This is a genomic window from Prevotella sp. lc2012, from assembly GCF_900107065.1.
Classification (GTDB): Bacteria; Bacteroidota; Bacteroidia; order Bacteroidales; family Bacteroidaceae; genus Prevotella.
Genome location: NZ_FNUF01000002.1, coordinates 283926 through 308912, shown reverse-complemented (window position 1 = coordinate 308912; position 24987 = coordinate 283926). Strand labels below are relative to the sequence as shown.

The window sequence follows — 24987 nt, the reverse complement described above, 5'->3', positions numbered from 1 at the left end:
ACCTCTATACGGACCGCTATCCGTATATACATCTGAATTATACACGTGGTTTCCTAATCAGCACAAAGTCGTTCATGTTTTCTCTCGAGAAACCATAGTGTTCATAGCGCTTGATGGCATTATCGTTGTCGGCGATGACCCACAAGATCTGGCGTTTGGATTCGGCACCAGCCAGAAGAGCTGTCCTTAACAGACCTGCTCCGACACCTTGATTACGGAAGTCGGGCGACGTGTACCAATAACGGAGATACCAGGTTACTCCTGAGAGCTCGAAAATCAGGAATCCGCATAGTCTTTTCTGGTCTTTAATCACTAGCAGTTGTCTGCGCTCGGCATAGTCTTCAATTTCCTGAAGCGAGGGCAGCTGCTCTGCCAAGGGATCAAAGTCTTTCTGCAGGGCCTCAAAGACCAATAAGGCGTCATCCTTTTCTCCATGCATCACTCTTGGATCCTCCATCCAGTCGACGGCAGCCATCCTACCGATATGGGTCATCCTGTAGAGGTGCTTGTATACTTCGAATCCTGCCTGTGCAAAGGTCTCCCTTTCCTGACTGCCGTCGCCTCTGCATACGACATCAGCTACCTGAGGTGATGCTATTGGCAGCGACCGAAGCGCTTCTGCCACTGCCGTAAGACTAGTGGCTATATAAAATATGTTGGCAAACAGCTCTTGGCGGTGAACCATCAGGATGCAGTCGTCGTATGATTCATATTCGAGGCTTCCCTCTACCAGCCAATAAGGATGTTTGTTGTCATCCCAATAGAAATTAGTGACAAAGCCTTTCTTCAGTAGACGTATCTCTCGTACAAAGTCCTGAGTCTGCTCGTATGATACAACTTGATGCATGATCGTAATCTTAGATGATTGCCGACTGCAAAGGTAATGCTTTCTTTCGAAACAGACATCAAAAAACAGAGGAGTGTGATAGGCATGTTGTTAACAATTACTAATTTTATACAGATGTGACGCAAGATTAACTTCTATGGAAACAGCCCTTCTCTGGAGAAACTGAATGAAAAGTTACCGCTCTTTCGGAAAAAAAGAAGAAAGATTCTTTGTTTTTTGCTTGTTTATTTGTATCTTCGCAGACGAATTATCATCAACTATAAACTAACCAAATCGTGAAGAAGATAAGATGAGAAAGGTGCCGTTCTATATTGTTCTGATGCTGTTGCTGCTCTGTGGCTGCAAGGGTGAAAGAATGTATTCGCGGCTCATGGAGATCCGTACGATAGCCATTGATCACCCAGACTCTGCTCTGACTCTGCTTGACAGCCTCAAACCACAGATGGCCGAATGGCCCAAGAGCGACAGGATGCGCTATGAGCTCGTCAGGATGATGACAGAGAACATAGCTGGTGTTGTTTTTAAATCCGATTCACTGGTCAATATCCTTGACGACTATTATAAAGACGGTTCTTCCAATGACCGAATGCTTGTCCATTATTTGCAAGGCAGAGTTTATCTTCACATGGGTGAATCGCCTCAGGCGATTCAGTACTTTTACAAAGCTATCGAGCAGGCCGACACGACGAGTCAAGAATGTGACTTTGATGTGCTGGAGAGAGTATATAACAATATGAGACCATTATTCCATCGACAGAATCTCCCGCAAGATGAGATATGGGCTTGTCGACAATTGACTCGTTGTGCCCAAAGAGCAGGCGATTTATATACGGCTACTTGGGCACAAGTTAATATGGTGAGGCCCTATTGGTTACTGGGTGAAAAAGACCGCGTTTTGCGGACAATTCAAGATGGTTATCAGCGTTTTCGACAACTCGGATATCCTGAAGAAGCTGCATATTACTTTAAAACGGCCGCCTATATCTATGTGGAACGGAACGAATTTGATAAGGCACGGAAGGCGCTGGAGATCTTTGAAAAGGAATCGGGTTGTTTTAATGCGGATGGAGAGATTAGGGAAGAACACTATTATGTCATAAAGGGCCATTATTACCTTGCCATCAATGAGAACGATTCGGCGGTTGCCTGTTTCCGGAAGGCTATCAGGGGTAAATATAGAGACGAGTGTTATATGGGCATGGCAGAGATATATCGTCGTAAGAGGAACATCGATTCTGCTGTCTATTACTCCAAATTGAACGATGAGGCGCAGATTTCCAAAAGCAATGAAATGCGGACAGACGTCATTCGTCAGATGGGTGCTCTTTACAATTACAACCGAATTCAGAAAATGGCCGAGCAAGAGGCCGAAAAATCAAGGACTGCAAGAGTAAGGATTAGACGCCTTAGCTGCTTCACGCTGATGGTTATAGGCTCTTTTCTTTTCTTTTTTGTTCGCTATCAGAAACGGAAACAGAAGAGAATACAGATGTTAGACGAGGCTCTGAAGGCTACGGAGATTGAGCGCAGGAACGTACAGGAAGAGTTGAGCAAACTCAAGGCAAAGGACTTTGACAACCTGATCCGTGAGAAGGAACAGAAGGTCAAGGAGTTGTCGCAGACTATAGAAGGCTTGCAGAGCGAAGGGGCTATGCCTGTGGTTGTAAACAGCATAGAGCATTTTTCAAGCAGCAAGGTTGCTGTCCTTTTTGCTAAGAAAGCCAACGATAAGTTGTCGAAATCCGTTCCCACGGAGGCCGAATGGAGAATGCTGATTTCCCAATTTGGCAAGGATATGCCTGCCGCCTTTGGAATCATGGAGAATGGCGAGAATCTTTCGCCACAGGAACTTCGTGTTTGTATCCTTTTGCTCCTTGGCTATCCGGAAAAAACAATAGCATCATTGTTGGCTACTTCCTCTCAGGTGGTGACAACATCAAAGGCCAGGGTGAACAAAAAGCTTTTCGGAAATGAAGAGGCAAAAACGCTCAAAAAGAACCTAATTTCGGCTCTAAAACACGTTTGATTTATTTTTGTTTTAAAAAATTTGTAATCCCGGTGAAAATCAGCTACTTGCGATTCTGATTTTGGCCGATTTTTCCTTGTTATGACTTAAAAAACCTTGATTTTTGTTTGGTGGATCTTGTCTTTTGTTATACTTTTGGCGGCAGAATACAACAATCGTAAACTAAAGAGAAGATAGAGATGAAAAAAATCCTTTTGTTATGTTGTCTGATATTGACAACGCTTACGGCTTCTTCCGATGTGATGGATAGAGACGAGATGGCCCCCTCTAATCCTCCTTCTATTGATCCCACTAACGGAAATTATAGTGGAGGAAAATTCGATCCTTCCAGGATGCCAATCATAAGTATTGAAAGGAACGTGGTTTATTTTCATTCCTCATGTGGAGTGTGTACCCTTCGGTTATTGAATTTAGAGGGTGAAACAGAATTCTCAGCCCACGTCCCTGTGGGCTGTACCCGTGTCCTTATACCGTCATACCTCTTAGGTGAATATGAACTACAGATTATCAGTGGTGGCCTCGGTTGGAAATGGCCAATCGTATTGTAAAGCACAATCATGAAAAGTTTCCAGATATTGTTGTTGGTCATGGTGGCATTAGCTTTCTCCTCTTGTGTTCGGGATGAGCACCAGGAGGAGAAGGCATCGCCACTGGTAAATATGAACTCCGCAGAGGTGCTGATGGATTTTGTCGATAGGGATGGTCGTAACATGTTGGAGAGCGGCAGTGATGATTTCCGTATTATGCTGGATAACGATAGTATGTTGAAGCCTGCCATCGTACAGAAAGACGGTATGAAGTATTTAGGTTTCAAGCCGGTGATCACAGAGGATATTTGTGAGAAAGAGAACGCTTATGCGTTGAATGCCTTCTCAAAAGTATATTGGAAAGACAAGGTCGTGGCCGAGATCGAGAGTTCGTTCAGGCTCGACTCCGTCTGTTCCGTTGCAGGCGCCAGTACGCTTTATTATACGAATGTGTGGAACAAAGCCTTCCATCGTCCGATCGACACGCCTGTCCGTGTACTGATAGGAGAGAGCGGCTCGTATAGAGAAGAAGGTCATGCGAAGTTCTGTGTGGTGTATAATTTCCCTTCGGTGGGAGTGCTGCCCACGATTACCGTCGACTACCAGGTGAATATCTGGGGCTTTGAAGGTCAGGCAGTGAAGCCCATTCAGAAGGCGATAGTCATGACAGGCAATCCCGATGGAACACAGCAGGTGATGCTTGCCATAGAGGGAAGAGTACATAACTATTATGATATGGATGGTCGCCTGCAGACTCCCAACAGGCTTACCTATGAGATGACCAGTCAGCAGTTATACGATAACAACGAGAGCCACCTTCTTGGGATTACCAATTCTGGTGACTGTTACAGCAACAAGATTCTGGAATGCAGTCTTGACGGGCGTTCGCTCAGTCTGGATTCAGTCGTGGCCAAGAACTCCTTTGGCGGTGAATACATTAATCTTACAATAGAGTGACAGAGAACATTAATCTTACAATAAGCATGCAGAGAACATTAATCTTACAATAACAAACATTAGTCTTACAATAAGTTTAAAAAGGACATTTGTCCTACAATAAGTAAAACAAAAAGAAAGGAAATTATGAAAAGAAAAGACTTTTCAATGCCTCTGATTATGGGGGTTGCAATCATGTTCTTTATCTCTTCTTGCTCAAAGGAAGAGATAGATCTCGGTGTACGTAATTCAGACAACGGTTGTGCACAGACTCAAGTCAAGAGCGAATGGGAGTGGGACGAGTCCTATCATCCCAATGCCGGCACCCGCTCGGTCAACGAAAGCTACGAGTTTGTACCCGTTGGCATCAAGAATGTGTACACAGGCATGATTCTTAAAGGTGAAGAGTTGAACAAAGGAAAGATGGTTCCCATTACGGAGAAGGCCGACCCCTTAGGTCTGGTATTCACCGTTCCGAGTTTCTATATTGGATGGCTTCAGCAGCCGAACTACACGAGCTATATGAGGGAGTTCCGGAATGCGCTGCAGGACGAGGACTTCAGCGGACAGCAGATCGAAGAGTTCGAGTACGACCTGAAGCAGTTCTCCAAGTACAGTGAGATGAAGTTGGCATTCGGCGCGAATGTCGATATCTGCTCTATCCTGAAGATTAGCGGCAGCGTTGAGTCGAACAACATCAAGTACAAGACCGGCCTCTTCGCACGTGTCTGCCAGAAGAACTTCGACGCCGTTATCGACTATCCCGACGATGGTAATATCTTCAGCAACAATGCCAAGCTCTCGACGTATCCTAACGCCGCGTATATCAACAGCATCACCTACGGTAGAATGGCCATCATCTCTATCGAGAGCGATTCGTCGTACAGTTCTGTGAAGTCGGCGTTCAAGGTTGCCCTGAACCTGAAGAAGGTCAATGGCGAGGTTTCGATGGATGCCCAGGCGAAGAAGATCCTTCAGGAGGCCGACATCAAGATCTGGATCCGAGGCGGTAATGGCGCCGATGTCGTTAAGACTATCGCCGGCTTCGACGAGTTTGCTAACTTCATCGTCAATGGTGGAACATTCTCGAAGGATGTGCCAGGACAGCCGATCTTCTGTACGGCCAACCGTGCAGACGACAATTCCGCCTTTGCCGTGCAATTTGATACAGACAAGAAATAAATAAGAAACAGCCATGCGACCCTATACATACATCCCTGCCCTGGTATTACTCATCTCTCTCTCAAGCTGTACCAACGAGACCGACTGCCTCATGGAGACAAACGAGACTCCGTTACATCACCCCGAAGACCACGTTGTGTTGATTAACACGAGCCGGAATCCATATAATCTGGTGAATAAGGATTCAGCTTTGTTTAGTGGTGTTATGGGGCGCTGGAGCCTCACCCGATCGTCAGATGATTATTTTACGGTCGAGAAAGATGTCTCCACAAACGAGACAGTGGTCTTGCCGGAGTATCAGCCTCATGTGTGGTTGGGGAATGTGTTGTATAGGAGTTCCGTGGCCGACTGCACGTACCGGCCCGTGCCAGGGTCAAAGAAGCCAGTAACGGCATCTCTGACCCTGCCGGGAACGGACGCGTGTGTCATCAGCAATCCCTCTTATTCTAGGTTTGCTTCATATATCAAACAACAGATTCCGAAGGCATCGTTTAAGCAGAACGATGAATTCCTCTTCTCCATTGAGCAGTTTACATCGTACAACGAGCTCAAGTCGGCCTTCGGCAGCAATGCGAACACCAGTTTCCTGTTCTGGGGCTCCTCCACGTCGAGCAGTGGCACCGAGCATCATATCAACAAGGCGACGGGCATCTACCTGAAGTTCTGGCAGAGCAGCTTCACCGCGATCATGGACACGCCCGACATCCCCTATGCCAGTGTATCACCGGCCCTCCTAGACTCCGCTGTCTATATCAACGCCATCACCTACGGCCGTTTCGGTCTGCTCACGCTCGAGACCAATGCGGAGGCCAACTATGCGAAGACCATGATTCAGGAGTCGTTCCACACGCTCTTCACCAAAGGCAGCTCTTATATGACCAGCGAGCAGCGTAGCTTCCTCAACGGCTGCGATTTCAAGGTCTATCTCATCGGTGGCAGTGGGACCACCGCCGTACAGAGCTTTAACGGTTTCGCCGGCTTTGTCGATCATATCGTCAAAGGCCAGTTCTCTCGTGAGCAGCCGGGTGTTCCCATTTTCTGCTCGTTCGCCAATGTGGCCGACAATTCTCTGGCCAAGATCAAGTTCAAGTACAATATCCGTCGCGAGCCGCTATATGTCGAGATTCTCGACGAGTATGTGTATAGGGCGTATTCCCCCAGCCATACCTACTCGATGAAGTTCTACGCCAATCAGGCCAAGGTGCCCACGATTGCGCATCCCAGCATCAAGTTCAGGTTTAGGTTCGACGTCACATACGATTACTCGCCCCGATCAATTTTTAAGGAAAGAGACACCACTTATGTCCGTGAGTATTCGAATGCTGGTTATGGTACATCTATGCCCTTATTCTCGTTTAATCCATATCTTGCCCGTACGATTACACATCCAGCAGGCAGGGGGGAAACGGAGACCGATATCATCTGGGAGCGTTATACCGATGTGACGCTACTCGACAGTCCCGACTACAGACTGATGGGCATCACGAAGGTTTCGAAATGAATAAAACAATTATCAACTATAAACCGAGAGTCACAACACAGGGGGCTCGTCCCCTTGTGCTGTGATGATATGTTAGAGGAAAAAAGAAGAGACTCGATGAAATACGGCAAGCAAAAAAGAACGGCGGTGGTGATTGTGGCAGTGGTTGTCATGATTCTGTGCATTGCGGCTTTTAAGATGCCGTACCCTTTCACTATTGAGGCCGACGGCATTATCGTTAACAACAACCTCCCTGGTCGCGAGAATTACGCGATTTGTATGCTTGTGCCTTACCGCTATAAGGAATTCCTGCAGGGAGAGAGGCCCGTTGTTGCCACTTTTGAGGGGCGCGATGACGTCAGCATCGACAGCAGCATTGTGAGTGTCTCACATCAGATTGTGAAGAAGAGCAACGAGAACTTCTTCGAGGTATATGTCCAGTTGGCCGACATGGAAGTAGACTATTATGACCTGTATCCAGGTATGAAAGTTCACGTAGTCATCTCCGTCGACGATACATCTATCATCCGCCGCATTGCAACCTGACGAAAGATGAAAAGCAATAATAGTATGAGGAAAAAACCATGCGTGCTAAAATAAAGCAGAGAATAATAAACTCTCTTATAGGTATATTTGCTATATCATTAATCTCATGCAACCATGGTAATGATAAAAAGATAATATACATGCAATTGCTGCCGAACCACTCGGTTGAAAAAGAAGATGTTAGTGGCAAGACATGGATATCAGATGATGATAGGTATTATCTGACATTTAACGAAAACGGGACATGTGTTATTACGAACTTCCCAAGAAACTTGTCTTATGAAGAATCGTATTACGATATGGAAGACAGAAATGATACTACCCGTATCACCTTATATGGCAGATGGTATATTAATTATAATACTAATGACTCTAAGGAGGTTTTTATTGATTATGATATAGAACCCGACAGGAAACTAAAGTATGAAAAATATGGTGAATTAGGTACAAGACTATTATCCATAGGTATGAAATATAACCCTTTCGGAGGAGAAAACAAATACATACCGTATTTTGAAACGATGGACGATAAAGAAGAAATATATTTCCATACATATAGTGTTGTTGGCAATAAACAGGAATAAAGAACGTACAACGGCGCCTTCAATTTCAATGACGGTGTATAAACGATATTTAAAAACGAAATGAGAACAGCGAGCATATTGTTATTACTGTTTCTTTGTGAACTTCTTAATGCTCAGTCTTTTTCAATGACTGATAATTTGTTGTTGTCAGAAATAACAAAAAGAGAGTTTATAAAGAAATACAGACAATCAAAAGAGTTATGTCGTAAATTCATAGATGGGAAAGAGCAATCTCCGCAAATGGATTTCCTAATCGATTCATGTGATATTAAGAAACGAATAAGTAAACAAAGGGGAGAGGATTATTCCAAGTGTGAAGAGTTTAGTTGGGGATATTATGAACTTGATAAAAATGTTTCCAAATATGCTTTTATGGTAATTATTGATCAACCAATAAATCCAATTGCTTATCTGATTGATAAAAATATGCAGATGGATTCCGTCGTAATACAAGGAGATGGATTATTAACGAAAAGTAATGTGTATTTTGCAGAACAATTGTTTGACAGCGATGAAACGGTTCATTTGAATTGGTATTTAATAACAGATAATCAAGTGAAACATATAGCAGAACTTGAAGATAGGTCATTTAGGTATCGTAACGTATCTGATTCAAAGCTCCCCAGTTGCTTTGCTGACGATAAGGGTAATTATTATTGTGCCGTTGAAAACAAACAGACTCAAAAAAGATCCTATTATAAGATAAGGATTGAAGATCGAGGATGCCGTGAATGATCCGACGTACAACGGCGCCTTTAACTTCAACGACGGTGTGAGCCAGGCTGGCGAATATGCATACGACAAGAACGGCAACATGACGAAAGATTTGAATAAAAAGATTTCGTCAATTAAATATAATTTCCTAAATTTGCCGTCAAGTATCACGTACTCAACAGGTAAGAGTGCTACGTATATCTATGATGCAAGCGGTATGAAGCTACGAACCAGTTATAAAACCGTTAATAAAAAGGAGACTCTGCAATGAAGTTAAAACTCTGTTTTTCTATATTCATGTTATTGGTAATGGGCTCTTGTGTATGTTATAAATATAGAGATAGCCATTACCCGCTGAACCCTAAAGATAGAGAGCAGTGCTTTTTTGTTGTGGATACAATAGACATAGAGGATCCAATTGTGGTGAAAGAAAAGGGTGAGAATTTTATAGTCTCTAGATCCGTATTGGAGAAAAATGATAAAAGGATAAGTAATATTTTTCGAGAAGCAGATGTTTATATTGCGGGCTTCTATGAATTTAACTTCTATAATTTTCTATCAAAAAGAGATCTCCCACGTTATCTTTCTAAGATGTCTTTCTATTCTGAGACAGAAGATATAAATATAAACGGCAGATCATGCATGAAATTCAAGTCTTCAAATGTGTCCTTTATACTGTGTTTGATAAATGCGAATTACTATAATAATGTGATGGCAAACTCTTGTGGTGATTGGTATAAGATAAAGAATCGAGAATATAAAAACACCTATTATAGAATTGTATTCCCAATTCTAAAATCTCCTGTGAAGACAAAGAAGACATAGATTATCAATATATATAGAATGATCATTTATATGGATAATGAAATAGCAGGTGTAGTCAATAACAGACCGCTTGGCTATCCGTTTGTCATGAAAAAGTGCCTAAAAAAGTGCTTGTCTGAAGTTGCGAACTAGAAAAAATGAGGGGGACTTTTATGCCTTTTTGGGCCTGTTCGGCGTAGAGATGGGGGCTACTTTGAGTAGGGGAGGCTTCTTTCGTTCAAAGAGATAGGCTCCATGACGGTAAGGAATGGCACCTACGAGAGAAGGAGATAATCTCTTATAGGGTATAGGGATTATCTCTTTCGCTCGTGACCCCTATCTCCACGACTCATAGGGCCTATCTCTTTAAAGGAAAGATGCCGCCCCTTTTGTGCGTCGACTTAAACCGTTTATTATCAGACAAATACGAAAACCGTTCAAAACTTGCGTGTATGGGGCTCACTCCAACGTTCCTGACCTACACGCGAGTTATGAGAGGGCTGTCGTAAAAATATATCGCAAGGCAGCGATCTCGCTTTTTACCTGCGAGACGCAAGAATGGCCGTCTTTGATGCAGGGTTGCACCCTGCCATCTGTTCTCTTTCTTCGGCGCGAAGAAAAGAACCAAAAGAAGCATCCACCCCCACTAAATCTCCCCCTATATGGGGAGACTTAACCGCTCCTCCTGTCGCTCTTACATTAAGGTACGCTCAGACCATCAAAGGTCTGGCGTGATCTTTTCTCGGCTGCGCTTCGATGTTTTGGTGGGCTCGGGGATCGTCCCAAAGTCTAACAAAGATAAAATAGTGTAAAATAATACAAACACAACAAGCAAGACGATGGATAATTGTTTTATTCTTACTATATTTGTAAGCGAATCTGAAGCAATAAGTATTTAAATAATAAACCATAAAATAAGAGGCGTTAAGCCTCGTGTATATCTTACAATGAGTAGACTTCATCGCATATACTACTGTGCTGTTTCCCAGCGTGTCATCAGGCTGCGGACGGGTCAACCTGTCCTGGGTGGCTGTGGCCTGCTTTAAAGGAATCGTGCACATAACGATAATCATCTCTAGCAAAAACATGAAAAACATTTCGGGTTAGTAATTTGAAAGTTTCATGGGGCGGGTTCTTGATCGGTATTTTCCAAGAATCTGTCCCCGTGATTCTGAAACAGAAAAGTCTGCGATGATGCGGATAATTCAAGAAAAAGTGGTACCTTTGTACTTGTCAACCATCAAAGAATGAATAAAGAAATTATGAAGAAACTGTCGTTATTGTTTGTACTGGTGGCTGTAATGCTGGCCAGTTGTTCGCCCAAGGTGACCGTGAACCTGATAGAGTCGTTGCCTGCGCGGCAGGTCGACTCGGTGATCGTGTATGAACAGAATGAGCCACTACCTGCCGGGGCGCGTAAGATCGGTACGGTGAAAGCGACGGATCCTGGTTTTACTCCCACGGAAAACTGTATGTACAGCAATATGCTCTCCTTGGCTGTGAGGAAGACGGCGGAGTGTGGTGGCAATGCCCTGCATGTGGATGAGCACCGCCTGCCAAACATCTGGACGTCCACCTGCCATCGTGTCTACGGTACGATGTATGTCGTGCCCGACAGTGCGGTGACCATCGACACCTATACGGCCTTACAGAAGGCGGAGATGGACAACGATGTCGAACTGGTGGAATTCATGCGTGAACAGAATCGCCGCCGTGAGCGTTCCAGGGCTAACCCGAAGAATGTCTTGAGGGTAGATCTGGGCTATGGTGATATCAGTTCGCGCTTTGTGGTCGATGGTGACGAGTACGAGCATAAGGGCGGCTTCACGGTGAATGCCGGCTATATGCACTATTGGAGCTGGTTCGGTGTCGGCGCCGAGGTGATGAACTACAGTACGACGTTTGATGACCTCTATCATCTGAACCTGTTCTATGTCGGTCCTAGTCTGGGCTTGAGCTTTAAGAGTGGAGAAAGATGGCGCTGGGACTACAACCTTGGTGTGGGCTATGGCGTGTATAAGGAGTCGTTGTCTGGTTACAGCATCTACTCTTACACTGAGAAGCATGCCACGATGAAGTGTGATATGGGTGTTGAGTATATGCTATCCAAGAACGTGGGACTGGGCGTAAGAGTCAATTTCATGTCGATGCGCCTGGACAAACCCGAGGGCTTCGAATTGAAGAAAGACGAGTTCTATGGTATCCAGCGCGCGGATTTCATCGGCGGCCTTCGTGTGTACTTCTGATGGGGCGTGGCTTGTTAAAGGCCACCCTTTTGTGATATATTCCAGCCTCCTCGCAGGCTCCGGCTTTTTCTTTTGTTTCAAAACCTTTACTGTTTGTTACATTTCTGCTTTTCTGAGATTTGTCAACTATTTGTCAACTCAAAGATTTTGCCGTTACCAATTGAACGCCTATCTTTGCTCCAACGAAAGTCGAGTGTAATTGTGTTGACAACATTATATTCAGACCTTGACAACTTACAGTGAGAAGCAATGCCGGAAGCTTTAAGAAGGCAATCAAATAATTAAAAACATGAAACAGTTATCAATGAACGAACTGAGAACTATTACAGGCGGTCAAAATACTCCCGCAGGTAATGCTGTTGCTAATGCAAACCAGAATGGTGCACAATGGACAGATGAGCAATGGGATGCTTGGGCAGACTATTTTGAAAAGTGCTGTTAGTCTTACATGAGGGCATGCATTTGCATGCCCTCTAACAGGTATACGGGAGGACTTTGCTCTATATGTAAAAATGTTTTAATGGTATTTGTGGTATGAAGAGATGTTATTTGCTGGTTATTGTATGCACGGTCATTTCCGGTGTATTTGCACAAAACAGAACTATAGAGCCGGCCATTCTCGAGGTATGTTATGAGTCATGGGAAGAGGCGCATGATGATGCCTACATTCTAAGAGTGGGGAAAACGACTAATCAGTTTTTTAGTGTTTATCGAAATAGAACGGATAGTCTGCTGAACACAAATGAAACAACGCTTAATATGGTATGGCAGGAGTTTCAGGAGACAGATGACAAGAGTGCAGACAGGAGCAAACGGCTAAAGTCAAGCACCATAAACAGGGAACTGTTATACCAAGACCTCACAACGGGCAAGTTGTCTTTATATAGCAACTATGCCAGTGCCTATAATACCTACGAGGAGGATATTCCAACGCAAGAATGGACTATTGACACAGACTCCACGATGACCATCCTGGGTATGGAGTGCCACTATGCAAAAACCAAGTTCCGTGGGAGAGAGTGGAAAGTATGGTTTACGGAAGAGATTCCCGTTAGCCTTGGCCCGTGGAAGTTAAACGGATTACCAGGACTGATTCTGAAGGCTACAGCGGATGATGATTTCATCAAGCTCACAGCTGTCAGCGTCAAGACAGAAGGCATCGATCCTGTCACCTTCTATAATTGGGGAAAGAACAACTATTATAAAATGACCAGAGAAAAGTTCCTGAAGTACAAGAATCGTCCAAGAACTATTCCGTATTCAGATAAAGTAATTTCAGCAAAACCATACATTGAGTTAGAATGAAGCCGAAGGAAAGGCAATGAGGAGACACCTTATTATTTTAATATGCTGCTTCCTTCCGCTGATGGCGATGGCGCAGATGCGGATAACGGGAACTATCACCGATAAGAACGGTGATCCGCTGACAGGTGCCATCATTCAGGTGCGCAGCAATAACACGAACAAGATGATACGCTTCGACAAGACTGACGCAAAAGGCTCGTTCACATTAGAAGTCACAGCCGACAGTTATCTGGAAGTGTCAATGCTCGGTTTTAAGAAGCAGCGCATCAACAACCCTACTGCAACAAAGAAGTTTCTGCGTATCGTCATGCAGGAAGAGGCTATCGCCTTGAAGGAAGTCACCGTCAAGGCCAGCAAAGTGCGTCTGCGGGGTGATACCATCACATATAACATTGCCACATTCGCCGACCAGAACGATCGTAGCATCGGTGATGTGCTGGCTCATATTCCAGGCTTCGAGGTAAACAAGCAAAATGGGGAGATCAAGTATGAGGGTAAACCCATCAGCAAATTCTATATTGAAGGACTCGACATGCTTGGCAGTAAGTATGGTGTGGCCACCAACTCTCTGCCACAGGTGGATGTCGGCACGGTAGAGGTGATGAGAAATCATCAACCTGTCCGTGTGCTGGAGGACTTTACCTTCACCGACGATGCGGCCGTCAATATCCGTATGAAGGAGGGCGCGAAGAGCCACTGGGTGACTTCGTACAATGGTGGGGCTGGCATCAGTCATAACACAGGCTTGTGGAAACTGGAGGGACTCGCTCTGCGCCTGAAATCCAATTTCCAGACGATGTTCACCTATAAGACCAATAACACCGGTTTAAACATCAATAAGGAAACGACCAATCTGTTTTTCCTCGACGACTTTGACGGTTTGAACGACTACATTAGTCTGGCTTCACCGCGTACGACAAGTCTCTCTGAAAACCGCACGTTGTTCAATCGTAGCCATGCCGTGACTGCCAATGCCATGAAACGCCTTAATGACTCAGCACAAATCAATGTCCAGTTTATCTACAATAACTATCGGGAGTCGGCACAGGGTGAACGGCAGACAGAGTATTTCCTACCAGATGGCAACAAGGTGATCAACACCCGCAAGGATTTTCTGCGGAAAGACAACGAACTTTATGCGTTGGTGAAATATGAACATAATTCCGAACGCCAGTATCTGAAGAATTCCCTGTCGGCCGATCTCCTGTGGAGTCGGCAATGGTTAGACGAACGAGGTTCATACGACTACTATCAATATGCACGTAAGCCAGAATATGACATCAAGGATAATCTCTATATCGTCCGTAAATACAATCAGAGCCTTGTCTCCTTCTATTCCAATAACCGCATCATCAGCCGGCCGCAATCACTGACCGTCAGTCCGCTCCTCCAGCATATCAGTCAGCAACTGTACAATACAGATACCTATGCCATGGGAGCCACTAAAATAGGTGTTTTCAATCTCTCGCTGAAAGCAGGGGTAAATGCCGAACATCACCGGCTGGAGTCTGATCTGTCGGGCATATCTGACACTATCGGATTATTATCCGACGATGTCCGCTTCTCTTTGGTACGACTCTATGTTGAACCGAAGATAACCTACAAGACTCGTGACATACAGATAGACTTAAGTCCCACAACGGAGTATCTCTATGAGAAATATAGTGAGGACAAAGGGCATCATCAGATGCTCTTCTCTCCCGACCTGCGGGTTCAGTGGAAAGCCTCGCCACGCCTAAAACTCTCTTTAGGCGGTTCCTCCTTTCTGTCAAACCCCGACCCGACGCGATTCTATCATGCTCTGATCCTGCAGGACTACCAATATGTCAACCAGGGATGGACGGGGTATCGTCATGAGCACACATGGTCTATTCGCAGCAATATCACTTATAGCGATGCGTTAAAAGCCATGCACTCGTACCTGACCATCTCACGTTCCTTCTCGACCTCGCCCTACACATCGACCCGAGAGTTCTTGGACAACTATATCATTCTTTCCGCAACAGAACAGGAGGCGAAGTCCGACGCATGGCAGGTCACTCTGATAGCCAGCAAAGGTCTCAACTTCTGGAACGGTGTTACCAGCCTGCGAGTCATCTATACCAACAACGACGCCTCGATGCTACAGCGTGCGTCACAGGGAGTAAACGATCGCTTGACAGAGTTTAATAGTCAGATGCTCAACGCCCGTGCCGGCCTTGATTTCTCATTCTGGAAGGACATGCATCTGCGCTATGGTGTCACCCTTAGGCAGAACCGAATGAAGATGGAGCAATCGCCGGCCACTAACGTTCACAACTGGAAGCATGATATGACGCTGACTCTACCCTTAAAGCCAATAACCTTCGACATTACAGCCGAATACTACCATAATGAGATCACACGAGACAGCTACAAGGACTTCTTCCTGGCCGACGCCAAGGTCGGTTATAAGTCTCGTCATGTCGACCTCTCTCTCTCGCTCACAAACATATTTAATCGCACGGTCTATTCTTATGTCACCGTCAGCGACCTGATCAGTAGTTCGTCTGTTAACCACATCCGTGGACGAGAATTGCTACTTACATTTTATTATATGTTGTAAGCTCGCTCTTACAATAAAGCAAGGGCGGAGAACGTTATAGTATTAAAGGTTTGATGCTGAACGTGAGAAGCGCCTTGAGACTGATGACCGTTTGTGCTCTCCTGACCCTCTGCCTGTGTGCTGAGGCTCAGGGGTTCGTGAACCTGACTGCCCGGCAAGTCAGGATCGACAGTGTGTTGCCTGTATATACCTGGCAGAAGGCGTTGGGGGCCGGCTATGCCGACTCGGTCTATACCGTGAGCATCGAGTATCCCGAGTTTATTGACATGAGTGCCAACGAGGTGCGCCGCTATCAGGAGATCAGCGACGAGCCGTTGCCGGCACTGCCCGAGATAAGTCAGACGGTGGGTGTGGCACGGAAACAAGGTATGCTCGACGTGTCGTTTGTGCCCTTGGTGTTCCGCGACGGGCGATACCAGAAACTCGTCAGTTTTAAACTGAACGTGCAGGCGAAGGCACGGGCGGTAGTTGCCGACAGGGCACGGACACGAGCCATGGAAGGCTCGCGCTATGCCAGTCACTCCGTTCTGCGGTCGGGCCGCTGGGCGAAGATCCGGGTGCCGGCGAGTGGCGTCTACCAACTGACGGAGGCACTGATCCGAGAGGCCGGATTCACGGACCTGTCGCATGTGAGGGTCTACGGCTATGGCGGTGCCTTGCAGCCGGAGCGGTTGACTGCCGCTTATCTGACGATGACGGACGACCTGCGTGAGGTGCCCACCTGTATGGTGAACGGTCGTCGGCTGTTTCGGGCCGTAGGACCTGTGACGTGGGAGTCGCCGATGGCCACAGTGCGCACTCGTAATCCTTATTCCGATTATGGCTATTATTTCCTGACAGAGGATGAGGGAGCCCCCCTCACCGTGACAGAGGAGACCTTCGTGGCCGACTATCCAACTGCGGCCGACTATCACACACTCTACGAGGTGGACGACTATGCCTGGTATCATGGCGGTAGGAACCTCTTCGACAAGACACTTTTCGGGAAAGGACTCCCCCAGACATATATGTTGACGGCCAGCGGTGCGACGGGCACCCTGTCCGTTGCCCTGACCTATAACAGCAGCTTCGAGGCTACTGTCGCCGTGAACGGGGTGGCGGTGGGCACCGTCGGACGGACCGTTGCCCTCGACAGTTATACCGAGGCGGCAGAGTACGTCTGGGACTTCCCCCTGAATGACTTACAGGCAGAGAATACGGTGCAGATCACACAGACGAGTGGTGGAGACCTGCGACTCGACTATCTGTCGCTGCGACTCGACACGCCGCGGCCGATGGTTGACTTGGCGACGGCTGACCTGCCCGTGCCTGAATATGTCTATATGATTACCAACCAGGATCATCATGCCGACGAGGCCGTAGATATGGTGATGATCATTCCTACCTCGCAGAAACTGCTGGCACAGGCGGAACGCCTGAAAGCACACCATGAACAGACAGATGGCCTGAGGGTGCGTATCGTGCCCGCCGACGAACTGTATAATGAGTTCTCCAGTGGTACGCCCGATGCCACAGCCTATCGGCGTTATATGAAGATGCTCTACGACAGGGCAGCAACGGAAGCGGATACGCCACGCTACTTGTTGCTGATGGGCGATGGGGCCTGGGATAACAGGATGCGGACGCAGGACTGGGCGGACTGCGACCTCGACGACTTCCTGTTGTGCTTCGAGAGCGAGAACTCATTCAGTCATGTGAACTGTTATGTGAGCGACGACTTCTTCTGTCTGCTCGACGACGAGGAGACCATCGCCGACGGACAGACGAATGGACAGTACTCGGGTAAGCCTGATGTGGCGGTGGGCCGTTTCCCGGCACGTACCGCGGAAGAGGCGGCGGTGCTTGTGGACAAGACCATCGCTTATGCCACCAACGCACAGGGCGGCGCATGGCAGAACGTTGTCTGTATGATGGGCGACGACGGAAACAATAACGTACATATGACTACCGCCGACAAGGTGGCAACGATGGTGGCCAACGATCACCCTGGCTATCAGGTGAAGAAGATCTACTGGGATGCCTACCAACGTACCTCGTCGTCGACGGGCTATGCCTATCCTGATGTGACGCGACAGATCAGACAGCAGTTGAACGACGGGGCCCTGATGATGAACTACTGTGGTCATGGGGCCGCCTATGCACTGTCGCATGAACTGGTGATGAAGCTGGCCGACTTTGAGACATCGACATCGAAGGGGTTGCCTCTATGGGTGACGGCCTCGTGTGATATCATGCCCTTCGATGGACAGGAAGAGAACATCGGCGAGACGGTGATGTTCAATAGCAAGGGTGGCGGTATCGCCTTCTTCGGAACCACTCGGACGGTCTATGCCACTTATAACGAGGCGATGAACCTCGCCTTCACGGGTTATGTGCTGACACCGGGCGTGACCATCGGCGAGGCGGCTCGTCTGGCAAAGTGCGAGCTCGTCAGTCGGGGGCGTGACATGTCGCCCAACAAACTGCAATATACGTTGCTCGGCGATCCGGCCTTGCGACTGGCTTGTCCGACGGCGACCGTCGTGATTGACAGCATCAACGGTCAGGCCGCTGACGAGGACATCAAGCTACAGGCAGGCTCTGTCGTCCAGGTCACCGGTCACCTCCAATCTGGCCATGGACAAGAGACTGTTGCCTGCAACTCGTCAGGGACGATTACCGTCGTCGTCAGAGATGCTGAGGAGACGATCACTTGTCGGTTGAACGACAGCTCTGACGAGGGTGCCGACGAACCTTTCGTCTATACGGACCGTAGGCGGACACTCTATCATGGCTCCGACAGCGTGAGAAACGGTCTCTTCCGTTTTACCTTCGCTGTGCCTACGGATATCAGTTATACCGACGGCAGCGGTCTGATGACGCTTTATGCTATCAGCAATGATAAGACGGTGACGGCGCATGGCGAGCATGGTGGTTTCGTGCTCAGCGGCAGCAGTGATACGCAGACTGACTCGGTGGGGCCGTCGATCCACTGCTATCTGAATGCCAAGACTTTCGTGAATGGCGGTCGTGTTAATACCACTCCCTACTTCGTGGCGGAACTCTACGACGACAGCGGCATCAATGCCTCGGGTAGTAGTATCGGTCATGATCTGGAACTGGTGATCGAGCGACTGCAAGACGGACAGGGTCGGGCGACGGGAGAGTCGTGGACGTATAACCTCAACGACTACTTCGCATACGACTTCGGCGACTACCGTAGTGGTACGGTGGGTTTCAGTATTCCGGCATTGGATGAGGGGGCATACCGCCTGCGCTTCCGGGCATGGGATGTGGTGGGAAACTCGTCGGTGACGGAACTGGCGTTCAAAGTGGTGAAGGACCTGACGCCAGGTGATATCAGTGTCGTATGTACGAAGAACCCGGCTACGACGAACACCTCGTTTGTCGTGAGTCACGACCGTATGGGTAGTGAGATAACGGTGACACTCGACATCTTCGATATGGCGGGGCGTCAGCTCTGGAAACAGCGTGAGACCGTCATACCTGTCGGTCATACCTATACGGTAGACTGGGATCTGCGGCTTGCCAGTGGCAGTAGACTGCAGGCGGGTGTCTATATCTACCGCATCCAAGTGGGCTGCGCTGGCAGCGGCACGGCTTCGTATGCTAATAAATTAATGGTGTTAAGCAATAATTAGACTGTATCAGTCGTTATATGAGCAATGAAAGATAAGAATACAAAAAGGATACAGACGATAGTAAGAGTGGTGACCGTGTTGTTCTTTGTTCACGTCTCACTACTCGGGGTCTCTGCACAGGATAGTAAGAACGTGATGTTCAACCCGGTTGAGCATGCGGTGATATCGCAGACGATTGCCCCCGATGCACGGGCGGCAGGTATGGGTGACGTGGGTGTAGCCACCGATCCCGACGTAAACTCACAATACTGGAACCCTGCAAAATATCCGTTCTGTATCAGTCGGTCGGGGGTAGCGCTGAACTATACGCCATGGCTGAGGCAGTTGGTCAACGATATTGATCTGGCCTATGTGGCCGGCTACTATCGTATCGGCGACTATTCGGCTGTGTCGGGCTCGCTCCGTTACTTCTCGTTGGGTGAGGTCATCGCTGATGATGGGATGACGGTCAAGCCTTATGAGATGTCGCTTGATGTGGCCTATTCGATGATGCTCAGTGAGAAGCTCTCGTTGGCTGCCGCCCTCCGCTGGATATACAGCGATCTGCGCTATGACTATAGTGAGGACTCAAAGCCGGCCTCGGCCTTTGCCGCCGACCTGGCGATGTACTATAATAACTATGTGATGCTGGGCAGCAGAGAGTGTCAGCTTGGAGTGGGACTGAACTTGTCGAATATCGGTAGTAAGATTTCCTATTACGGTGATGAGGAGAGTCAGTTCCTGCCAGCTAACATGCGGTTGGGTGCCTCACTGATGATTCCCGTCGATGCGTATAACCGCTTCTCTATCTCTGCTGATGTCAATAAGCTGATGGTGCCTACTGTTCCCCGACAGGAGGAGGGCGAGTCGAACAGCGACTATCAGGATCGGGTACGCAGGGAATATAGTGATGTGAGTGCCTTCAGTGGTATGTTCAAGAGCTTCTCCGATGCTCCCGGTGGCTTCAAGGAGGAGCTGGACGAGGTGCAGTGGAGCCTCGGTGCCGAGTATGTGTATCACGACCAGTTCTCGCTTCGTGCGGGTTATCACCATCAGGCGGAGTCGAAGGGTAACCTGAAGTATTTCACCGTCGGTGGCGGTTTCCGGATGAATGTCTTCTCGCTCGATGTGGGCTATGTCATCTCGACGGCGCGTAGTAACCCGCTCGACCAGACCTTGCGGTTTACCCTCGCCTTCGACATGGATGGAATCAAGGATCTGTTCAGAAGGTAACAATAAAAACAAAAGATAATATGAAAATAAGAGTTGGAATGGGCTACGACGTCCATCAGTTAGTGGAAGGCCGCGACCTCTGGATGGGTGGCATCAAGATTGAGCATAGTAAGGGATTGTTGGGCCATAGCGATGCCGACGTGCTGCTGCATGCCGTCTGCGACGCTCTGCTCGGTGCTGCCAACATGCGCGACATCGGTTACCACTTCCCTGATACCGCCGCCGAGACCGATGGTATGGACAGTAAGGTGATCCTGAAGAAAACCATCGACCTGATTGCTACGAAAGGGTACCGTTTGGGTAATATCGATGCGACCATCTGTGCAGAGCGCCCGAAGATGAACCCTTATATCCCTCAGATGAAGGCATGTATGGCGCAGATATGTGGTTGCGATGAGGATGATATCTCCATCAAGGCGACCACTACCGAGAAGCTTGGTTTTACGGGTCGTGAGGAGGGAATCTCGGCCTATGCCGTTGTGCTGATAGAGAGAACATAGGTATCTGTCTCGAGGCGCGTGGGCTGCACATTATTTATATTATAGGTATATCGGCAATGCTTATTGCCGATATTTTTTTTGTGCTTTTGAAAAAAAAAGATAAAATATATTTGTAATATAAAAAAAATGTTTAACTTTGCCGTTGGTTACTACTGACCAGCGTGTCTAAGGGAGGGCGTGCTAGCGCGACCGAACAACAAATAGGATGCGTTAATATATTATTAATCAACCAAAGCTACATATAACGTTTTTTGGGATTATACTTTTTAACAACATTAATGATATGAAAAAAACTATTTGGATGACTGCCCTGACGGCAGTCACAGCAACTCTTATCAGTTGCTCAAGTGAAGACTCACTGGCAGGAAAAGAGAATCCGGCAGAGGGTCAGGCTTCTGGTATTCCATTCGTTGTCAATGTTGCCAACAGCGATGCAACTCGTGGAACAGCCATCAGCGCCATCAGTTCTTTTAACATGGTAGGTATTCAGGGGACTTCCAACAAATGGATGGACAACTATCTGTTTACAAAGCCCGACGGCAGTTGGGTTGCTGACGGGCATGCGAACCTGACATGGCCCGATGGCACAGATACTCATACCTTCTATGCTACCAGTGACAACACTAGCGATGCGCCAGCCATCACTAACGGGAAGTTCACCTACACCGTGCCTGCAAACATCAGCGACCAGAAAGACCTGCTGGTATCTCTGAGCGAGGACAACGAGAGCGGCTCCCCCGTCACCCTGAGTTTCAAGCACGCCCTGTCATCTGTGAAATTCAATATCGGATTCGACAAGGATGCACTTGGTGGCGATAACGACTCCCACATCAAGGTGACCAAAATCACTTTGTATCACATTGCCACAAAGGGAACTTTCGATTTCGCAAACTATGCCACGAACCCATGGACCGTAGATCCTGAGGACGCGGAATACAAGGATATTGTCATCACCCTGAAACAGCCGATAGAATTCGTGCCTTCCGCATTCGCTGACTTCAAGGAGCTAGACGGCAACTATATTGACGAGACCTCTATCGGCGAGATCTATGTAATGCCCCATAAGCCTACTGCTTGGGATACCGACGGCACCTCCGGGAACCCCTTGAACAACAGCTATATCGGCGTCACCTGTCAGTTCTATGAGTACACAGGAAGTACTTATAGAGATATGTGTGGTTTAGACGAGACTTCTGGTGAAGGAGACTATGAAGAAGCAAAGGAAGAGTATATCGACACTTATGAGGGTCAAGCTTCAACAGACGACGACAGCTGGCTTGACGACAAGCAGATCAGCGTGCTCGTCCCGACAGCCGAAGAATTCAACATGAATGTCGTCTTGGAGAGTATCCTGAATAAGAGAAACGAAGATGCCGCTGCCAATGGCACTACCGACAATTACGAAGAAGTGTACATTCCGCTGGTGATGACAAACGGCTTTGGATTTGCTAAAAACAATGTGATCAACATCAGAATGGATCAGATGAAATACGCAGACGGAAGATCCTTCTATGAAGCATTCACACCAATTATCAACCCATAACCCATCATGTCTGCAAATAGCCTTATGAAGTTCTTGTGCAAAGCAATGCTGCTGATTGTCGGTGTCTTGACATTGACAGCAGGCTTCACTGGCTGTTCCAAGAATGACCCTCCGACAACGGAAGACTACCCAGTGGCTTCCCCCTTTGTGTTCAACATCTCTATAGACGGCACTCCACTGACACGCGGTTCCCGTATGAAGCCCTTTGAGATCGACAGGTACGGTGTCTATGGTATCTATGGTAAAAGAGTATTCGCTACGAATATCATATACCAGAAGAATGAAGACGGGACATGGACAGCAAACGGCATCCTCAATATACCTGATGGAGCTGTCAACTTCTATTCCATCAACGCCTCGTTCGCCAAGAAGAGCGCCGGCGGTATTTTGGACAAGCTGACGATGACTACCGCGAAGCAAACATTCACCTACACCGTACCAGAGCGTACGGAGGAACAGTTTGACCTGATGTATGCCTCGTCTATCGGAGTAAACATGAAGGAGACCCAGGGTAATACCGGACTGAGTTTCAAGTCTGCGCTTGCTGGTCTGAACTTCACGATTGTCAACAAGATGGATGGCGACTACACTGTCACTGTCGGAGGATTTTCCGTGCATAACATGATCAACTCGGGAACATTCACTTTCAGTACCACAACATCAAACTCTGGTTCGTGGACAGAAGGCACCACCCGTGGAAAGATGGAGCGTATCCTTGACGAGCCATTCGTGGTTCCGACCACCAGGGAATATCTTGTCAATAAGGATACCATCTTCATGGTGATCCCCCAGGCAAAAACCACCAAGTGGAAGACAAAGGACACGGCGCCTGTGTCGATAGCGGAGGCTGATGCAGAAGGACAGACCTACATGAGGCTGCTCTGTAAGATACAAAGCGCCGAGGGTATCTATCTGCTGGGGACTGCCAACGAGTATGGAGAGGTGTATTTACCCATCAATGCGACCAAGACCACTGAGGGAAAGACGACCACTCTTACCATCAGCTTCGCCGGAGGTTACGACATCCATGGAAAGCCTTTGTCGTTCGGCTCCGGATTTGTCATTGAGGTTGACCCGTGGACTGAAGGCACAGACGAGCCCGTGGACATAGAGTTCTGACAATTAAGTAAATCATCATTAAAAACAAACATTATGAAAGCAAAATATGTGAAACCAGAGATCGTAACCGTAGAGATGGACCGCGTATCTATTCTTAGTGGTTCTTCAATCTTTGATGATCCTACCATCAGCGATCGTGGAATAGAAATAGACTAGAAGCATGATACTGAACCTTCGAAAGGCCAAACAGCATTTATGGAAGGTGGGTATGCTTGCGCTTATCTCGCTGGTTCTGTCGGCGTGTGGCAGTGATGACACTGCCACACCGCCGGCATACCAGCCGTTATATTTCTCGTTCTCGACGGGTGATATGACGACACGTGGCATTCCCGAGACGACGCTTAGCAAGAGCGTCGGTATGGCGGCTTATGTCTTTGAGAACGGCAATGCCCTCGGGACGCCGGGATATATGTGGAACGAGGAGGTCATCAGAAGTGGCACAGGCTGGTGCACGACTAACGGGTATGCCAAGCCGGAGACCGGCAAGTCGATGAAGTTCCTCGCATACTATCCGTATTCCGAACAGAGTGGTAACCCGTCCATCCTTCTGTCAGATCATGCGACGAGTGGTCCTGTGGTGATAACGTACGAGGTGCCTCAACAGGTGACCGATCAGCAGGATGTCATGACAGGCGAGTCGGCAGTACTAAGTACCAGCGACAAGAATGAAGTTGTGCAGATGACACTCCATCACCGTTTGTCGGCCATCCAGTTTGTTACGGGCGACATCGGTCTGGCTGGCACCATCAAGAGCATTTCGTTGAAGAACATCTATAAGAAGGGTACGTACCGCTTGGGCGATGAGGCTTGGACTTTGTCGGGCTCGACCGATGGGGTGAGTTTCACTGTCAGTCCCGACTATGTGGTGGAGGGCGTTACGCTGGCAAGCGATGCCGACGGGCGACAGCCGGTGGCAGTCAATGAGAACACCTTCCTGATGTTGCCTCAGGAGATACCTGAGAATGCCAAGATGGTGATTGAGTACGAGGCCACCATCGACGGGACGACGGCCGTTCACACCCTGGAGGCGAACCTGAAGAACAGCACCGTGCCCGAATGGCAGTGGGGCAAGATCTACACGTACCAGATCTCTGTCGTATCACTGGCACTGGAATACGAGGTCGTCGTACACGACTGGGAGCTGGGAGGCGTGACAGACGTACAAATGAAGATATAAGGAGCGACGCAGGT

At 47.8% G+C, this 24987-nt stretch carries 20 protein-coding genes; 19 read left to right on the top strand and 1 reads right to left on the bottom strand.

Annotation, left to right across the window (positions count from 1 at the left end; genetic code table 11):
• Positions 1-37: 37 nt before the first annotated feature.
• Positions 38-847, bottom strand: a complete 810-nt coding sequence (locus BLU99_RS05275; RefSeq protein ID WP_091900145.1) for a GNAT family N-acetyltransferase — start codon at positions 845-847, stop codon at positions 38-40.
• Positions 848-1136: 289 nt separating this feature from the next.
• Between BLU99_RS05275 and BLU99_RS05270 the strand changes: the two genes are divergently transcribed.
• The 19 genes from BLU99_RS05270 (at position 1137) to BLU99_RS05180 (ending at position 24973) form a co-directional block, all read left to right on the top strand.
• Complete coding sequence (locus tag BLU99_RS05270) at positions 1137-2873, top strand: tetratricopeptide repeat protein (protein WP_091900144.1); 1737 nt, start codon at positions 1137-1139, stop codon at positions 2871-2873.
• A gap of 557 nt (positions 2874-3430) precedes the next feature.
• A complete protein-coding gene (locus BLU99_RS05265) occupies positions 3431-4357 on the top strand; it encodes a hypothetical protein (protein WP_091900143.1) in 927 nt (308 codons plus the stop codon).
• 126 nt (positions 4358-4483) lie between these two features.
• Complete coding sequence (locus tag BLU99_RS05260) at positions 4484-5518, top strand: thiol-activated cytolysin family protein (protein WP_091900142.1); 1035 nt, start codon at positions 4484-4486, stop codon at positions 5516-5518.
• Positions 5519-5531: 13 nt separating this feature from the next.
• Positions 5532-7019: a thiol-activated cytolysin family protein gene (locus BLU99_RS05255; protein WP_091900141.1), complete on the top strand. Its 1488-nt coding sequence runs from the start codon at positions 5532-5534 to the stop codon at positions 7017-7019.
• Positions 7020-7088: 69 nt separating this feature from the next.
• The gene (locus BLU99_RS05250; protein WP_144006093.1) at positions 7089-7544 is read left to right on the top strand and encodes a hypothetical protein; all 456 of its coding nucleotides are present in this window, start codon (positions 7089-7091) and stop codon (positions 7542-7544) included.
• Positions 7545-7582: 38 nt separating this feature from the next.
• The gene (locus tag BLU99_RS05245) at positions 7583-8128 is read left to right on the top strand and encodes a hypothetical protein (protein WP_091900139.1); all 546 of its coding nucleotides are present in this window, start codon (positions 7583-7585) and stop codon (positions 8126-8128) included.
• A gap of 60 nt (positions 8129-8188) precedes the next feature.
• Positions 8189-8863 (top strand): hypothetical protein, encoded by a 675-nt coding sequence (locus BLU99_RS05240; RefSeq protein WP_144006092.1) that lies wholly within the window; start codon positions 8189-8191, stop codon positions 8861-8863.
• On the top strand, positions 8838-9113 hold the full coding sequence (locus BLU99_RS05235) for a hypothetical protein (RefSeq protein ID WP_091900137.1): 276 nt from the start codon (positions 8838-8840) through the stop codon (positions 9111-9113). Before BLU99_RS05240 ends, BLU99_RS05235 begins: the two co-directional genes overlap by 26 nt.
• Before the next feature lie 1780 nt (positions 9114-10893).
• Positions 10894-11892: an outer membrane beta-barrel protein gene (locus BLU99_RS05220; RefSeq protein ID WP_091900134.1), complete on the top strand. Its 999-nt coding sequence runs from the start codon at positions 10894-10896 to the stop codon at positions 11890-11892.
• Positions 11893-12181: 289 nt separating this feature from the next.
• Entirely contained in the window at positions 12182-12334 is a 153-nt protein-coding gene (locus BLU99_RS12145) for a bacteriocin (protein WP_144006091.1), read from the top strand.
• A gap of 92 nt (positions 12335-12426) precedes the next feature.
• The gene (locus BLU99_RS05215; protein ID WP_091900133.1) at positions 12427-13197 is read left to right on the top strand and encodes a GLPGLI family protein; all 771 of its coding nucleotides are present in this window, start codon (positions 12427-12429) and stop codon (positions 13195-13197) included.
• A 16-nt stretch (positions 13198-13213) separates the two neighbouring features.
• Positions 13214-15781 (top strand): carboxypeptidase-like regulatory domain-containing protein, encoded by a 2568-nt coding sequence (locus BLU99_RS05210; protein ID WP_091900132.1) that lies wholly within the window; start codon positions 13214-13216, stop codon positions 15779-15781.
• Between the two features lie 53 nt (positions 15782-15834).
• The gene (gene porU / locus BLU99_RS05205) at positions 15835-19422 is read left to right on the top strand and encodes a type IX secretion system sortase PorU (RefSeq protein WP_176771052.1); all 3588 of its coding nucleotides are present in this window, start codon (positions 15835-15837) and stop codon (positions 19420-19422) included.
• Positions 19423-19446: 24 nt separating this feature from the next.
• Positions 19447-20634, top strand: a complete 1188-nt coding sequence (porV, locus tag BLU99_RS05200; protein WP_143065741.1) for a type IX secretion system outer membrane channel protein PorV — start codon at positions 19447-19449, stop codon at positions 20632-20634.
• Between the two features lie 20 nt (positions 20635-20654).
• Positions 20655-21134 (top strand): 2-C-methyl-D-erythritol 2,4-cyclodiphosphate synthase, encoded by a 480-nt coding sequence (gene ispF, locus BLU99_RS05195; protein ID WP_091900131.1) that lies wholly within the window; start codon positions 20655-20657, stop codon positions 21132-21134.
• A 283-nt stretch (positions 21135-21417) separates the two neighbouring features.
• Positions 21418-22677, top strand: coding sequence for a fimbrillin family protein (locus tag BLU99_RS05190; protein ID WP_091900130.1), 1260 nt, complete (start codon positions 21418-21420; stop codon positions 22675-22677).
• 45 nt (positions 22678-22722) lie between these two features.
• Positions 22723-23796, top strand: coding sequence for a fimbrillin family protein (locus tag BLU99_RS05185; protein ID WP_091900129.1), 1074 nt, complete (start codon positions 22723-22725; stop codon positions 23794-23796).
• A gap of 33 nt (positions 23797-23829) precedes the next feature.
• Positions 23830-23952: a hypothetical protein gene (locus tag BLU99_RS12390; protein ID WP_255397454.1), complete on the top strand. Its 123-nt coding sequence runs from the start codon at positions 23830-23832 to the stop codon at positions 23950-23952.
• A gap of 4 nt (positions 23953-23956) precedes the next feature.
• Positions 23957-24973, top strand: coding sequence for a fimbrillin family protein (locus tag BLU99_RS05180; protein ID WP_091900128.1), 1017 nt, complete (start codon positions 23957-23959; stop codon positions 24971-24973).
• Positions 24974-24987 lie beyond the last annotated feature (14 nt).